Genomic DNA, 11,111 nt, shown 5'->3' on the forward strand with positions numbered 1-11,111 from the left:
TAGAAGCGGCATCAGTAAATCTGTGGTCTTGCTCTCCGCCCCATGCTCGGCGCCGCGGTTTCCCCACCTGGCCGGCGTCACACATTTCGTGTTCGGTGTTATTCGCCGGCTGGCTTGCATGGTTTGGCGTCCTCCCTTGAGGGGAGTCCGGCAGGTTCCAGAGCCTGCATGGAGATCGAAGTTTGTGTTTCGCGCTATGCCCGTTGCCGGAGATCGATCCGCGAAGATTTCTGACTGTTAAAGAGCGGCGGGTCTGTTGAGGCCCTTCGCGGTGACTGTGTGTCGCTGCGATAGGTGTAAATTAACCGCCGGTTTCTTTGTCGTCAATACCGGCGGTTAATTTATTTCCTGCAAGATTTGGTTATGCTTTGGCCTTACTGTATGGATGTACAGCTATCAGGAGCGAAGTAGATGGCGATGGCAAAAGAACAAAATCAACCTGAGAGAGCCGCTATGTCAGGTCTGGAGCGGCTATCGCTCAGGGTGTCGTCAATGATCAACCACCCAGTTGCGCAGATTCAGCGATGGGTGACGATCCATCGACTGGACACAGATGGCGACAGGGAGTGGGAGGAGGTGATGGGGCTGCTGTCCGAGACGGAGTGCATAGACATGACATTCAACGACGATGACTCAGTGATGCTCAGGTGGGATCCTCAAGCCGAGGAGGAGCGAGTCTCTGAGGTCGAAAATCTGTTTGAAGTGGCGATGGGGGAGCCTGCTCCATTTTGATCGACAGAAAAAAGCCCGCTAATTTGCGGGCTTTTGTAATTCAATGCTGGCTATAACTAGTAACTCAGTCGTAATCGATAATTATGAGCACGCTTTTTGCGGTGTCGTATAGGTTAATTATAGAGTATGAGAATAAGGAGAAAAGCAAAACCGGATATACAGCTGCTAGTTCTTTTGACTGCTTTGCTAACTCGGAGTCGGCAACGGTAAGCAAAATTACCGATATAACAATTAAGGCAATTTGCTCTTTAATCGATAGCAGCATCTCATTTTTTGTCGCCTGAAAAGCTTCCGACCCAGCGCCAGCTTTATCTATAAGCTCTCGTATTTTTGTCAGGACAATGCCCATTGTTCCAGAGTTGATGGCGAGTAGGGCAATCAGCAAAGTAATAAGGTTACCTTTCAAGAAGGTGATGAGGAACTGGCTCTGGCAAAACGATTGCAGCAGCTGGCATAGATATCCCATGCCTAGCGCAATTAGCGTATTTGTCATCACCTGTTTTATCATTTCATCAGTTCCTTGAGTATGTTAGCGATATCCTCCGCCGATCCATCCAGTTTAGCATCTCCAATCTCAATTTCCTTAACTTCATTTGCAGTATTTATTTTCTTCTTTACGCCGCTTAGAGTAATTGAAACACTGCCTCCACCGTCACTCGTGTAAGACGCGAGGCCGTCTACTGTCGGGTCGGCTTTATCGAGAACTAGCGATGCGCCTGGATCCGCCTCGATTGCAAGCGTGCTTTTCACGGCGTTAGTTTTTTTCGCAAATGAGCGCAGATCCTCGGGAAGGGCTTTTGAGATTGAGGCCATGTTAGGAGTAACAAGCTCGAATTCAACCTTCTTGATTTTTCCGCGATGTTTTTCGACGAGATCCCAGAAAACACGTTTTTCTATCAGAGGCTCTACTGATGAAATTAGCTGATGACGAGCTAATGGTTCTTCAATAGACTTCATAATTAATTTAGCAACAGCGCGCGAATGCTGAAAGGCTTGAAGTCTGTGTTGCACTGCAATTAGCTGTATTTCTGGATCGTTCCAGATGGCAACCAATATCTTTGGCCAGTTGTCAACAGATTTTACGCTAAAGTCCTTGGTTTCGAGATTTACTGACCTATTTACTGCCACTCTAAATAGAAAAAAGTCTTTGTCTTCATAAAGTTTTTGAACATTTATTTCGGCTCTTTCGCTTTTGAATGCAGTAGGTAGCCTTAAAGCATCGGCAAATATCCGATTTTTCTGCTCTATCAAATCATCGACCGACTTGGGGCCGTATAAGTCACCTTGAAAATATCGATCTCTTGGGAGTAGCTGATACCTGAAGAGATTAAAACGAGTCTTTGACATTATTAACTTCCTGTCGAGGCCTTCGCTTCCCTGCTATGCGGTGATGCGTGCCAATTTATTTGAGAGTTAGGCTTAGCATTACACCAGCTGGGCATTCCAAACCAGAAGCACGCGAGCCTGAATAAAGGTCTCGTCTGCTCTTATCGTTTGCGGTGGGTGCCGTTCGTTATCCGAAATCATCTTGATCTGATCATCACCAATCCACTGAAGCCGCTTGATGTAGAGATGACCTTCCCACGAGAACATGTAGATCCCATCCCCCACGAATTCCCGGATGCTGATGTCGACCAGCAGCGGGTCTCTATGTTTGATCGTCGGCGCCATTGACTGGCCCCAACCGGTCACCATTTTCAGATGAAAATGCTCTTTGAACTCAACACCCATCTCGCGAAGATGCTGGGGGCTTACTCGAACATCCTGCAGCAACTCTGGATAGTCGTGCGGGATCTGGCCTCCACCCATTGCCGCACGGACGTCATAGTGCGCGATCCACACCTCATCACCCACAACGCCCGGCCGGTAGTAGTCAATCTCAATGGTGCCGCCGGCATCATCTGCTTCAGCGGCTGCCATCAATCTTTGTCTGGCCTTGTCAGTCAACCCTTTTCCCTGCTTATCGAGCATCTGGCGGATCATATCAGCGGCAGAAAGCGTCGAAGCCGATGGCGCTTCGGCGACTCTTGTCAGCCCGCTGATCTCGCGGGCAAGTCGCTTACTGAAGCGCTCGACCGGAACACCGAGTAAGCGCGATAGAACCGCCGCGAACTTGGCGTTCAGAGGATTCGTTCCGTTCAGGTACATCGCTACCGCAGCGGCCGATATATCAGCCTCCGCCGCAAGACTCGCCTGGGTCAATCCGAGCGCGTTCTTTTTTGATACGAAAAGCGCCTTGGCGGCGTCGCACTCAGCTTTCAGTTCTGGGGACAGCTCTTTCTTTCTGCTCATCCGTGAAATTTAACCGTTGGTTAATTTTATTGCGGCAACCGCCGGTATTGCTTGAAAGCTAACCGGCGGTTAATATTGGGTCTGACAAAGTTTGCTGAGGCAACGACATGAAGAAGACGCCACTGCCAGAACTGGTTGAGCGTATTGGTCAGTCCGCTGTCGCCAAGGGCCTTGGCGTCAGCGCTCCAGCCATTTCAAAAGCCTTGAAGGCGGCTAGGGAAATCCTGGTCATTGAACATGAGGACGGAAAGCTGACAGCAGAGGAGGTTCGCCCGTTTCCGTGCCAGTTACCGGTTCAGAGAACCGCCGCGTGACACTCCCGTCCGCCAATCCATTGAGCAAATGATCGCCCCCGCATCAGCAGGGCGCCACGTAAAGAATTTCGAGGTGTTACATGCAGGAATTGATGAAGGCGATCTACGACGTGGTTGACGACCACGGCACCAAGAAAATCGCCGAAGGCGCGGACTTCAAGTCACGGACGCTTCTTTCCCAGAAGGCAAACCCGGACTACGACACTCACCGCATGAACGTGGAAGAGCTGCACCGGATCATGAAGTTCACCCAGGACTTCCGTCCGCTCAAAGCATGGGCGGAGGCGTTCGGTTTCGACCTGATCCCGAAGGAAAAGCCGGAGGGCATCAATCTCAATACCGCACTTCTGCGGCTGCACGCCGATCTTGCCGACGTTACCCGGCTCGCGTTCGACGCACAGGCTGACGGGCGCGTCTGCTCGGTCGAGAAAACGAGCCTACTTAAAGAGGCTGAGGAAGTGATCGTCAGCCTGGAAGTTTTCAAGCAGTCCGTGAAGGCAGCCTGAATTTCAGACACAAAAAAGCCGACGGACTAGGTCGGCTTTTTCTACAGCGGTAAACAACTGGAGCAAATCATGCACCAACACACAGAATCCAGCAATACCCCCAACAGTGTCGCGACACGTTTTTCGAGTTCTGAAAAAGTGTCGCGCACCACGATGTCCTCCCGCGAGATCGCTAACGTCACCGGCAAGCGGCACGCCAACGTGAAGCGCGACATCGCCGCGATGCTGAAAGAACTGAAATTAGATGTACTCAGTTTTGAGCACATCTATCTGGACGGTCAAAACCGGGAGCAGGTCGAATACATGCTCGACCGCGAACACACCGACTGCCTGCTCACCGGCTACAGCGCCCCGATGCGCATGAAGGTGATTCGCCGTTGGCGGGAGCTGGAGCAGCAGCAGGGCGCCCGCGAGCAGGTTCTGCTCAATGGCACCAAGGTCATTGGCGAGATCGCCATCATGGAGTGCTTTACGCGCCTGCTGAAGCCGGCTCCATCCTGCCAGATGGCCATGCTCACGAAGATCGCCAAGAACAACGGTCTTGATCCGAAGTTTCTCCCAGGCTACGCCGTCGAAGCCGCGCCAGATGCTACCGGCGGATCCTCAATGCCCACCAAGTCAGCTACGGCCTTGCTGAAAGACAACGGCATTCGCGTGTCTCCCGCAGCGTTCAACCGCGCACTGGAAACCAAAGGCTTTCTGAAGCAGCTCCAGCGCAAGAACTCCAAACAGGAAATGGTTCCGTTCTGGTCGGTGACCGAGAAGGGCATGACCTACGGCAAGAACCTGACCAACCCCCAATCCCCACGCGAGACGCAGCCTCACTGGTACGTCGATCGCTTCCTCGAACTGGCCAAACTGGTCGGGAAGGCCTGATATGCAGTACACCGTCACGATCAATCAGGTGAAGGCGTTGGAGTGGGGGCTGAATTCTCAGCAGGCCCTGCTGTTCGCCTTCGTCTACGGCTGCCCGAGCTGGACAAAGCCAATCAAGACTGACGACGGGATCTTCTTCGCGCTGAGCAAGGCCAAGATCATCGAGGAGCTGCCGCTACTCACTGATAAGCCAGACACTGCTTACCGCATGCTGAAAGCTCTGGAAGAGGCCGGTCTGATTGAGCTTTCCAGTACTTCGAACATCACGCTGTTCCGCCTGACCGAGAAGGCGATTGAGTGGAACCAAAAGCTGGACGGGTCGGAAAAATATCCGACCCCACCAAAGAACGAAGGTCGGAAAAAAATCCGATCTGCCTCGGAAAAAAATCCGAGCAAGGTCGGAGAAAAATCCGAACAAGGGTCGGAAAAATCTCCGACAAATCAGGATACCAATCATCAGGGTACCAATCAGGATACCAGTCAGGACTTGCAAGGCAGCCCGGACAAGCCGGCCCGCAATCTGGTTCTGGTGGCTGATCGCACCGATGCGCCACGGGTTGAGATTCCCGCTGACATGCCGGGCCCAAAAGACCAATCCTGCAAAACCTTCAAGGTCTGGGCGAACTACGCCATGGCCTACCGCAAGCGCTACAGCACCTGGCCTGTGTGGAACGCCAAGGTAGGTGGCCAGCTTGGACGACTGGTCGACCGCCTCGGCGCCGATGTCGCCCACCACGTCGCGGCTCACTTCCTGAAAACCAGCGATGCCGCGGTGCTGCGGAAGTGCCACAGCCTCAACGAACTGTTGGCCAACGCCGAGAGCTACCACACCCAGTGGGTGACCGGTCAGCGCATCAACGGAACAACCGCACGCCAGATGGAGCGCACCGAGGCGAACGTCTCAGCCGCCGAACAGGCCGCACAAATGGTCTTGGCGAAGCGCAAAGCAGGGGAGCGCAATGAGTACATTTGAGATGGATGATCAGCAGGTTGCCAGCCTCGCAGCAGCGATCTGCGCCACCGCCGAGGCCGTGGGTCAGGAAATGAACCCAGGCACCGCGGCGATGATGGCCGAAGACCTTTGCGCTTACTCGGTGCCCGCCGTGAAAGCCGCGCTGAAGGCCTGCCGCTTCGAGGTGAAAGGCAAGCTGGCGATGGCTGACATTCTCCGGCGAGTGCAGGCCGCTGACGGCCGTCCGGGCAAGGACGAAGCATGGGCGATCGCCATGACCACCAACGATGAATTCGAAACCGTGGTGCTGACCGACGAAATCCAGCTCGCACTGGCTGCTGCAAAACCTGTCCTCGATGCCGGTGACAAGGTCGGTGCGCGCATGGCGTTCAACAGCGCTTACGAGCGTCTGGTGGGCCAAGCCCGAGAGCACAGCAAGGAGGTGAACTGGCATGTGTCTGTCGGCTTCGACGCCAACCGCCGCGCGCAGGCGATCACCAAGGCCTTGCAAATGCAGCGAATCCCACAGGAGCGCGCTCAGCAGTATCTGGCCGACTTGAGTGTCGCGCCGGTCACTGAAGACGGTCGGGCCGTGGTTGCGCTGCTCACCGGCGAGGTCGCGCGGCCTTCCCCAAAGCTGCGCGAGAAGCTCGCCGCGGTGAAGGACTCGATGCTGGCCATGCGCCAAGCATCGACAGAGGAAAAAACAGAACTGCGAATTCTGGCAGCCAACGAGCTGGCGGATCGCCGGGCGCTACTGATTCAGCAGGCCGAACAATTGGAAGCAAGGAGTGCGGTTCAATGACCATCGACAAACAGAAGCTCCAGAAGCTGTTGTGGGCCGAGGCCGCGTCATTCCGGTCTGACTGCACAGAGTGGAAGCTCAACACTGAAGCGCTGCAGGACTTTCTCGGCGAGAGAACCGTGGAAGAGGTTGCGCTCGAGCTGCTGGCTGAGAACGAACGTCTGACGAAGCAGCTTGGCGAATTGATGGTGTCGCAACCGAGCAAGGTGGTGCAGCAATGAATCCCGAATACACGATCCGCGATCAGCGCGACATCAACCGGTTGGCCGGCGTCCTGCACGCCATCGACCTGAGCAAGCCGAAGGTAGTTGTGATCCGCGACGAGAAGCGCCCGGACATCTGCAACCGCAAGATGTGGGCAATGCTCAAGGACGTTTCCGAACAGGTGATCTGGCACGGCAAGAAACTGACCAGTGAGGACTGGAAGTGCCTTTTCAGTGCCTCGCTGGAAAAGCAACGCGCGGAGCCTGGCCTCGACGGCGGCTTCGTCGTGATGGCTGTGTCGACCCGCAAGCAGTCGCTGAAGTGGTTCAGCGATTTGTTCGAACTGATGCATGCCTTCGGCGCCGAGCATGATGTGCGCTGGACAGAGCAAGACAAGTGGGGAGGGCGGTATTGATGCGAACTGCCCTCAAGGATGTGAAGCAGAAAACCTGCAAGGCCTGCGGCGAGAAGTTCGCGCCGATGTTCAACACCACACAGGTTGTATGCAGCCCGAAATGCGCGCTGGCTCATGCGCCGGCGAACAGCGAGAAAGCCCGCAAGGCCATCGATCAGCGCGATCGGCGCGAGATCCAGGTGCGCAAGGAGAAGCTGAAGAGCAGGGCTGATCACCTGCGCGAAGCCCAGGCCGCGTTTAATGAATGGATCCGCCTGCGTGACGCCGATCGACCTTGCGTAAGTTGTGGTCGCTACCACGAAGGCCAGTACCACGCCGGACACTACCGCTCTGTGGGAGCGAACCCAGAGTTGCGATTTGAGCCGATCAATGTCTGGAAGCAGTGCGCGCCATGCAATACGCACCTGTCTGGCAACTTGGTGAACTACCGACTTTCGCTCCTACAACTGATCGGTGGCCAGCAGGTTGAATGGCTTGAAGGGCCTCATCAGCCCTGCAAGTACACCGTCGAAGAAATCAAAACCATCAAGGCCGAATACCGGGCCAAGACTCGGGAACTGAAGAAGGGGCAGGCAGCATGAAATTGATCAGCGCACGTCAAGTGTGGACAGACGCACAGCATGAGTCGAACGCCTCAATCAGTGCGGCAGCGGCTGACCGGGCAAAGTCCGCGACTGTCGTCAGGAAGGAGAAGGCCGCGCTTCGAGAGGTCATCTTTGCCGCCCAAGGCGATGACAAGGAAGAGCGCATCATGGCTGTGCGCCAGAAGATCCACATTGCCGAGACGCGCCGCACGCCTATCGGTCGGTCGACACATCGAGCTGCCCATCTGGTGACCATGGGCAAGGTACAGAAGGCGATCGAGTCGTTGCCGTTCCAGGTGCAGCAGTTGGGGCACTACCTCTACCACCCGTGCATGACCGTCGTGCACATGCTCAACGCCGAGAAGCTGATCTGGTCGGATACTGACTTCAGTGCGCTCACCGATGCCAAGGCGGCGAAGGTGCATTGCCTGATCACCTGCGCCCTGCAGTCCTACAAGGCCGAGGCGAACGGAGGTGATGCGTGGGGCCCAGCTCGAGTGTCTGACGCCATGATGAAGCTGTACGGGATCGCTATCCAGCCCAAGCACTGGGATCGCGATTGGCTCGACATCTGGAATTTCCTGCGGAAAGCTATCGAGGAAGTGGATATTCAGGCTCAACAACCTGTATGGCAGGTTATTCACTCAGAAAATTCAGAGGATGCGGCATAAAGGTGTTGTCATGGTGGGGGATTTGATGTACTTTTCCCACACTGCGCAACTTACCTCCAGCGCACGACAACTTCGAAACCCGGCCACCGCGCCGGGTTTTTTATTGTCCGCTCGTTATATGCTCGCAGCTCACTCATGCCTTCAAGCCAGGAAAAGATGAAGAGAGATAAGCAGGCAGCAAAGAGCGTACTTTATAGCGTTCAAACATATTCGAAGGCTGACGGGATTGATAAATCTCGTCTAGAAACACTTCGCACCAATGTCGGCTACTCCCAAGAAGACTGGGACTATGCTGTCCGACTTCTGGTAGACAGCCGCTATCTGATCCTCGATGACAATTCGATCCGGATGACGTGGGCGGGTCATGATCTGTTGGAACTGCTGGAAAGATAATGCAGTGGATTTTCTCAAGCCTCGCCATCGTGCGGGGCTTTTTCGTTTTCGGCTCCCCACACCCATTGCCCCGAGCTGGGAGTGCAGCGGACGCCGGATTTATCAATCTCCCCAAGGGGGAGGCAACCCGGATGCCAAACATGCCTGACAAGCCAGACACATGGGCCAAGATCTGGCTGGCGTTGAGCAATCCGCTCTGGCAGGGCGTGATCATGTCCATCACCGTATCGTTGCTTCGAGTCATGTACGACGCGAAGGAAACCAGTAAGCGCCGGATTGTGTTCGAGGCGCTGATCTGTGGATCGCTGAGCTTGGTCGCGTCGAGTCTTATTGAGTGGATGGCCTGGCCTTCCAGTTTGTCGGTCGCTGCCGGTGGCACGATCGGCTTCCTTGGTGTGACAGCCATACGCGAACTGGTGACCCGTTTCCTCGGTCGCAAGGCGGATGCCGCATGAAGGCCTTCGCCGCTGCAATCATCATCGCCTTGGTCGCTATCCTGCTCGTCGGGATTCAGCAGTACCGGGTGATTGCCCTGCGCGCCGACGTGAAGTTCGAAGCCGGCGAGAAGCAGAAGGCGGTCGACGCCAACGTTGAAAGCCAGGCCACCATCACCACGCTGCGCGCCGAAGCCCAGCGCAACGCTGCCTACCAGAAAGACCTGAACAAGCGAATCAAAGCCAGCGAAGACAAAGCAAAAAAGGCGAGGAAAGACTTTGAAGACCTCAAGCGCAACAGCAAGCCTGTTCGTGATTGGGCTGCTCAGCCTTTGCCTGACGGCCTGCGCGGGAAGGCCAGTAGTGGTAACCCAGACAAAGACCGTGAGAACTGAAGCACCTGAGCCAATCCCCTGTGAGCGGATAAATGGCGATGACACGGATCTGCGACTCAACGGGGATGTGTGGGCGCTGAAGGATCGAGCCATTGAGCTGCTCGATACCTGTGCTGACCAAGTGGACGCGCAGATCAAGCGCAGTCAGAGCAAGTAGGTCGCGCGCCCTTCTCATGGAAGTAGTCAGTTCGCTCGCTACTCGAACCGAGCCTTCTTGATATCGCCATGCTTGTTCTGAAGATAAATGGAATAAGGCAGTAAGACAGTGTCTGTAACAGCTGAGAGCCCCATGTCGAGAACAATAAGTGCGGGAGCAGGGTATCCATCGAAACCAGTGCTTCGCCGTGGCTCCGCATCTAGTGTGCAGTAATCAAAGACTGTACCGCTGTAGATTCGCGGAACCGAGTCACAATGGGAATGCCAGCGAGCCAGTTTATTGCTAGCCACGGCATCATCCCGGAACGTCGTATTGATCGTTCCACATCCCGACGCCGAAGCGGTCGCAAGTATCAACAGAATCCATCTGAATTTCACTGAGTCGACTCCTTTCAAAGGATTCGAATTGTAGTCGAGCGAGTGAAGTCACGGAGTCATATTTAATAAGTAGCGACACGTTTAGCGAATCAGCAAATTGTGTCGCGACATTGGAGTCTGCATGACCAACGTAACGCGCTTGCGCCACGCGCTACCGCTGAGCCAAGACATCAACAAGGCTCTGACCGATCTGGACAGCGCAATTGCCAACGCCATCGATGCGGCCAAGGCTGCCGGCCTGCCTCAGGGCTTGATCGTCGCCGAGATTCACGGGCACGCCCACGCACAGACCCACATCATGGTGAGTGTTAGCGGGGAGCATCAGTAGAGCGATGAAGATGATTGTTTTAATAGAGCGCTGCATTATCGATTTCCTGTGATTTAAGAACTCGATACCCAGTATCTAGATCCAGAGAACTGGAACAACTCAACTCGATGTATTTGGTCGATGTTGAGCTATCCCACCTTTCAGAGGCTACTTAATGACAGCCAAGCAACCCGACTGGGAGGCGATCGAACGAGCCTACCGGGCTGGATTGCTTTCAGTTCGCGCCATAGGTGATACGCACGGTGTAAACCACGCGACCATCCTGAAGCGAGCAAAGAAAGAAGATTGGAAGCGCGACCTGACTGACCGGGTTCGAGCGGCCACCAAGCAGAAAGTAACCACGGCGGTAACCACTAAAAGTAACCAGTCGAAAGTGGTTACTGATGCCGAGATTATCGAAGAGGCTTCCGATCAGGCAGCAGCTGTCATCCTGGCTCATCGCACTGGGCTCGCGCAGTGGCGCAGCATTGCTGACAAGCTGAGTGATGCGTTGGTCGCCATGGATGTGACCGCTGACAATGCCGGCGACTTCGCTCGTTCGCTCAATGCAGGCGTTGACGCACAGCTCAAGGTCATCAAGGGCGAGCGCCAGGCGTACAACCTCGACACGGAAGAGGGCGACAAGACAGTCGACACCCTGGCCGCGATGATGGACGAACTGTCGAAGGACGCCTGA

At 55.0% G+C, this 11,111-nt stretch carries 19 protein-coding genes; 15 read left to right on the forward strand and 4 right to left on the reverse strand.

The genetic code is table 11. The features are described from left to right. The first annotated feature begins 411 nt into the window (after nt 1–411). Nucleotides 412–732, forward strand: a complete 321-nt coding sequence (locus ACIP1X_RS05260; RefSeq protein WP_400749981.1) for a DUF1654 domain-containing protein — start codon at nt 412–414, stop codon at nt 730–732. Nucleotides 733–796: 64 nt separating this feature from the next. On the opposite strand, the gene ACIP1X_RS05265 is transcribed toward ACIP1X_RS05260, so the two are convergent. From ACIP1X_RS05265 to ACIP1X_RS05275, 3 genes are all read right to left on the reverse strand, one after another. Beyond that, a complete protein-coding gene (locus ACIP1X_RS05265) occupies nt 797–1,240 on the reverse strand; it encodes a hypothetical protein (protein ID WP_400749984.1) in 444 nt (147 codons plus the stop codon). After that, a complete protein-coding gene (locus ACIP1X_RS05270; protein WP_400749987.1) occupies nt 1,237–2,079 on the reverse strand; it encodes a hypothetical protein in 843 nt (280 codons plus the stop codon). The genes ACIP1X_RS05265 and ACIP1X_RS05270 overlap by 4 nt, the downstream gene beginning before the upstream one ends. Nucleotides 2,080–2,157: 78 nt before the next feature. Beyond that, on the reverse strand, nt 2,158–3,024 hold the full coding sequence (locus ACIP1X_RS05275; RefSeq protein WP_400749990.1) for a helix-turn-helix transcriptional regulator: 867 nt from the start codon (nt 3,022–3,024) through the stop codon (nt 2,158–2,160). A gap of 107 nt (nt 3,025–3,131) precedes the next feature. On the opposite strand from ACIP1X_RS05275, the gene ACIP1X_RS05280 reads away from it, so the two are divergent. From ACIP1X_RS05280 to ACIP1X_RS05335, 12 genes are all read left to right on the forward strand, one after another. Further along, nucleotides 3,132–3,338 (forward strand): Cro/CI family transcriptional regulator, encoded by a 207-nt coding sequence (locus tag ACIP1X_RS05280; RefSeq protein ID WP_007965032.1) that lies wholly within the window; start codon nt 3,132–3,134, stop codon nt 3,336–3,338. Nucleotides 3,339–3,418: 80 nt separating this feature from the next. Beyond that, nucleotides 3,419–3,844, forward strand: coding sequence for a phage regulatory CII family protein (locus ACIP1X_RS05285; RefSeq protein ID WP_400749993.1), 426 nt, complete (start codon nt 3,419–3,421; stop codon nt 3,842–3,844). Nucleotides 3,845–3,997: 153 nt separating this feature from the next. Next, on the forward strand, nt 3,998–4,720 hold the full coding sequence (locus ACIP1X_RS05290; protein ID WP_400750248.1) for a Rha family transcriptional regulator: 723 nt from the start codon (nt 3,998–4,000) through the stop codon (nt 4,718–4,720). A 1-nt stretch (nt 4,721) separates the two neighbouring features. Beyond that, complete coding sequence (locus ACIP1X_RS05295) at nt 4,722–5,693, forward strand: phage replication protein (RefSeq protein ID WP_400749996.1); 972 nt, start codon at nt 4,722–4,724, stop codon at nt 5,691–5,693. Next, nucleotides 5,680–6,477, forward strand: a complete 798-nt coding sequence (locus ACIP1X_RS05300; protein ID WP_400749999.1) for a hypothetical protein — start codon at nt 5,680–5,682, stop codon at nt 6,475–6,477. The genes ACIP1X_RS05295 and ACIP1X_RS05300 overlap by 14 nt, the downstream gene beginning before the upstream one ends. Beyond that, complete coding sequence (locus tag ACIP1X_RS05305) at nt 6,474–6,698, forward strand: hypothetical protein (RefSeq protein ID WP_400750002.1); 225 nt, start codon at nt 6,474–6,476, stop codon at nt 6,696–6,698. Before ACIP1X_RS05300 ends, ACIP1X_RS05305 begins: the two co-directional genes overlap by 4 nt. After that, nucleotides 6,695–7,096 carry a recombination protein NinB gene (locus tag ACIP1X_RS05310; RefSeq protein WP_400750004.1) on the forward strand — a complete coding sequence of 134 codons (402 nt, stop codon included), beginning with the start codon at nt 6,695–6,697 and terminating at the stop codon, nt 7,094–7,096. Before ACIP1X_RS05305 ends, ACIP1X_RS05310 begins: the two co-directional genes overlap by 4 nt. Then, nucleotides 7,096–7,677 (forward strand): recombination protein NinG, encoded by a 582-nt coding sequence (locus ACIP1X_RS05315; protein WP_400750007.1) that lies wholly within the window; start codon nt 7,096–7,098, stop codon nt 7,675–7,677. Before ACIP1X_RS05310 ends, ACIP1X_RS05315 begins: the two co-directional genes overlap by 1 nt. Further along, on the forward strand, nt 7,674–8,351 hold the full coding sequence (locus tag ACIP1X_RS05320; protein ID WP_400750010.1) for a hypothetical protein: 678 nt from the start codon (nt 7,674–7,676) through the stop codon (nt 8,349–8,351). Before ACIP1X_RS05315 ends, ACIP1X_RS05320 begins: the two co-directional genes overlap by 4 nt. 156 nt (nt 8,352–8,507) lie before the next feature. Then, nucleotides 8,508–8,744 (forward strand): hypothetical protein, encoded by a 237-nt coding sequence (locus tag ACIP1X_RS05325; protein WP_400750012.1) that lies wholly within the window; start codon nt 8,508–8,510, stop codon nt 8,742–8,744. A gap of 140 nt (nt 8,745–8,884) precedes the next feature. Then, nucleotides 8,885–9,199, forward strand: a complete 315-nt coding sequence (locus ACIP1X_RS05330; RefSeq protein WP_178116912.1) for a phage holin, lambda family — start codon at nt 8,885–8,887, stop codon at nt 9,197–9,199. After that, nucleotides 9,196–9,573, forward strand: coding sequence for a hypothetical protein (locus ACIP1X_RS05335; protein ID WP_400750015.1), 378 nt, complete (start codon nt 9,196–9,198; stop codon nt 9,571–9,573). Before ACIP1X_RS05330 ends, ACIP1X_RS05335 begins: the two co-directional genes overlap by 4 nt. Nucleotides 9,574–9,768: 195 nt before the next feature. Here ACIP1X_RS05335 and ACIP1X_RS05340 read toward each other — a convergent pair whose 3' ends face one another. After that, on the reverse strand, nt 9,769–10,107 hold the full coding sequence (locus ACIP1X_RS05340; RefSeq protein ID WP_400750018.1) for a YceK/YidQ family lipoprotein: 339 nt from the start codon (nt 10,105–10,107) through the stop codon (nt 9,769–9,771). A gap of 121 nt (nt 10,108–10,228) precedes the next feature. Between ACIP1X_RS05340 and ACIP1X_RS05345 the strand changes: the two genes are divergently transcribed. Next, nucleotides 10,229–10,435, forward strand: coding sequence for a hypothetical protein (locus ACIP1X_RS05345; protein ID WP_400750021.1), 207 nt, complete (start codon nt 10,229–10,231; stop codon nt 10,433–10,435). A gap of 154 nt (nt 10,436–10,589) precedes the next feature. Then, nucleotides 10,590–11,111: a hypothetical protein gene (locus ACIP1X_RS05350; RefSeq protein WP_400750023.1), complete on the forward strand. Its 522-nt coding sequence runs from the start codon at nt 10,590–10,592 to the stop codon at nt 11,109–11,111.

The sequence above is a fragment of the Pseudomonas sp. NPDC088885 genome (assembly GCF_044750025.1).
GTDB lineage: Bacteria > Pseudomonadota > Gammaproteobacteria > Pseudomonadales > Pseudomonadaceae > Aquipseudomonas > Aquipseudomonas rustica.

Coding starts and splice junctions, on each gene's coding strand:
- ACIP1X_RS05285 (WP_400749993.1), top strand. CDS start 3,419: ATGCAGGAATTGATGAAGGCGATCTACGACGTGGTTGACGACCACGGC.
- ACIP1X_RS05270 (WP_400749987.1), bottom strand. CDS start 2,079: ATGTCAAAGACTCGTTTTAATCTCTTCAGGTATCAGCTACTCCCAAGA.
- ACIP1X_RS05280 (WP_007965032.1), top strand. CDS start 3,132: ATGAAGAAGACGCCACTGCCAGAACTGGTTGAGCGTATTGGTCAGTCC.
- ACIP1X_RS05350 (WP_400750023.1), top strand. CDS start 10,590: ATGACAGCCAAGCAACCCGACTGGGAGGCGATCGAACGAGCCTACCGG.
- ACIP1X_RS05315 (WP_400750007.1), top strand. CDS start 7,096: ATGCGAACTGCCCTCAAGGATGTGAAGCAGAAAACCTGCAAGGCCTGC.
- ACIP1X_RS05335 (WP_400750015.1), top strand. CDS start 9,196: ATGAAGGCCTTCGCCGCTGCAATCATCATCGCCTTGGTCGCTATCCTG.
- ACIP1X_RS05320 (WP_400750010.1), top strand. CDS start 7,674: ATGAAATTGATCAGCGCACGTCAAGTGTGGACAGACGCACAGCATGAG.
- ACIP1X_RS05290 (WP_400750248.1), top strand. CDS start 3,998: ATGTCCTCCCGCGAGATCGCTAACGTCACCGGCAAGCGGCACGCCAAC.
- ACIP1X_RS05295 (WP_400749996.1), top strand. CDS start 4,722: ATGCAGTACACCGTCACGATCAATCAGGTGAAGGCGTTGGAGTGGGGG.
- ACIP1X_RS05260 (WP_400749981.1), top strand. CDS start 412: ATGGCGATGGCAAAAGAACAAAATCAACCTGAGAGAGCCGCTATGTCA.
- ACIP1X_RS05325 (WP_400750012.1), top strand. CDS start 8,508: ATGAAGAGAGATAAGCAGGCAGCAAAGAGCGTACTTTATAGCGTTCAA.
- ACIP1X_RS05305 (WP_400750002.1), top strand. CDS start 6,474: ATGACCATCGACAAACAGAAGCTCCAGAAGCTGTTGTGGGCCGAGGCC.
- ACIP1X_RS05300 (WP_400749999.1), top strand. CDS start 5,680: ATGAGTACATTTGAGATGGATGATCAGCAGGTTGCCAGCCTCGCAGCA.
- ACIP1X_RS05275 (WP_400749990.1), bottom strand. CDS start 3,024: ATGAGCAGAAAGAAAGAGCTGTCCCCAGAACTGAAAGCTGAGTGCGAC.
- ACIP1X_RS05310 (WP_400750004.1), top strand. CDS start 6,695: ATGAATCCCGAATACACGATCCGCGATCAGCGCGACATCAACCGGTTG.
- ACIP1X_RS05265 (WP_400749984.1), bottom strand. CDS start 1,240: ATGATAAAACAGGTGATGACAAATACGCTAATTGCGCTAGGCATGGGA.
- ACIP1X_RS05330 (WP_178116912.1), top strand. CDS start 8,885: ATGCCTGACAAGCCAGACACATGGGCCAAGATCTGGCTGGCGTTGAGC.
- ACIP1X_RS05345 (WP_400750021.1), top strand. CDS start 10,229: ATGACCAACGTAACGCGCTTGCGCCACGCGCTACCGCTGAGCCAAGAC.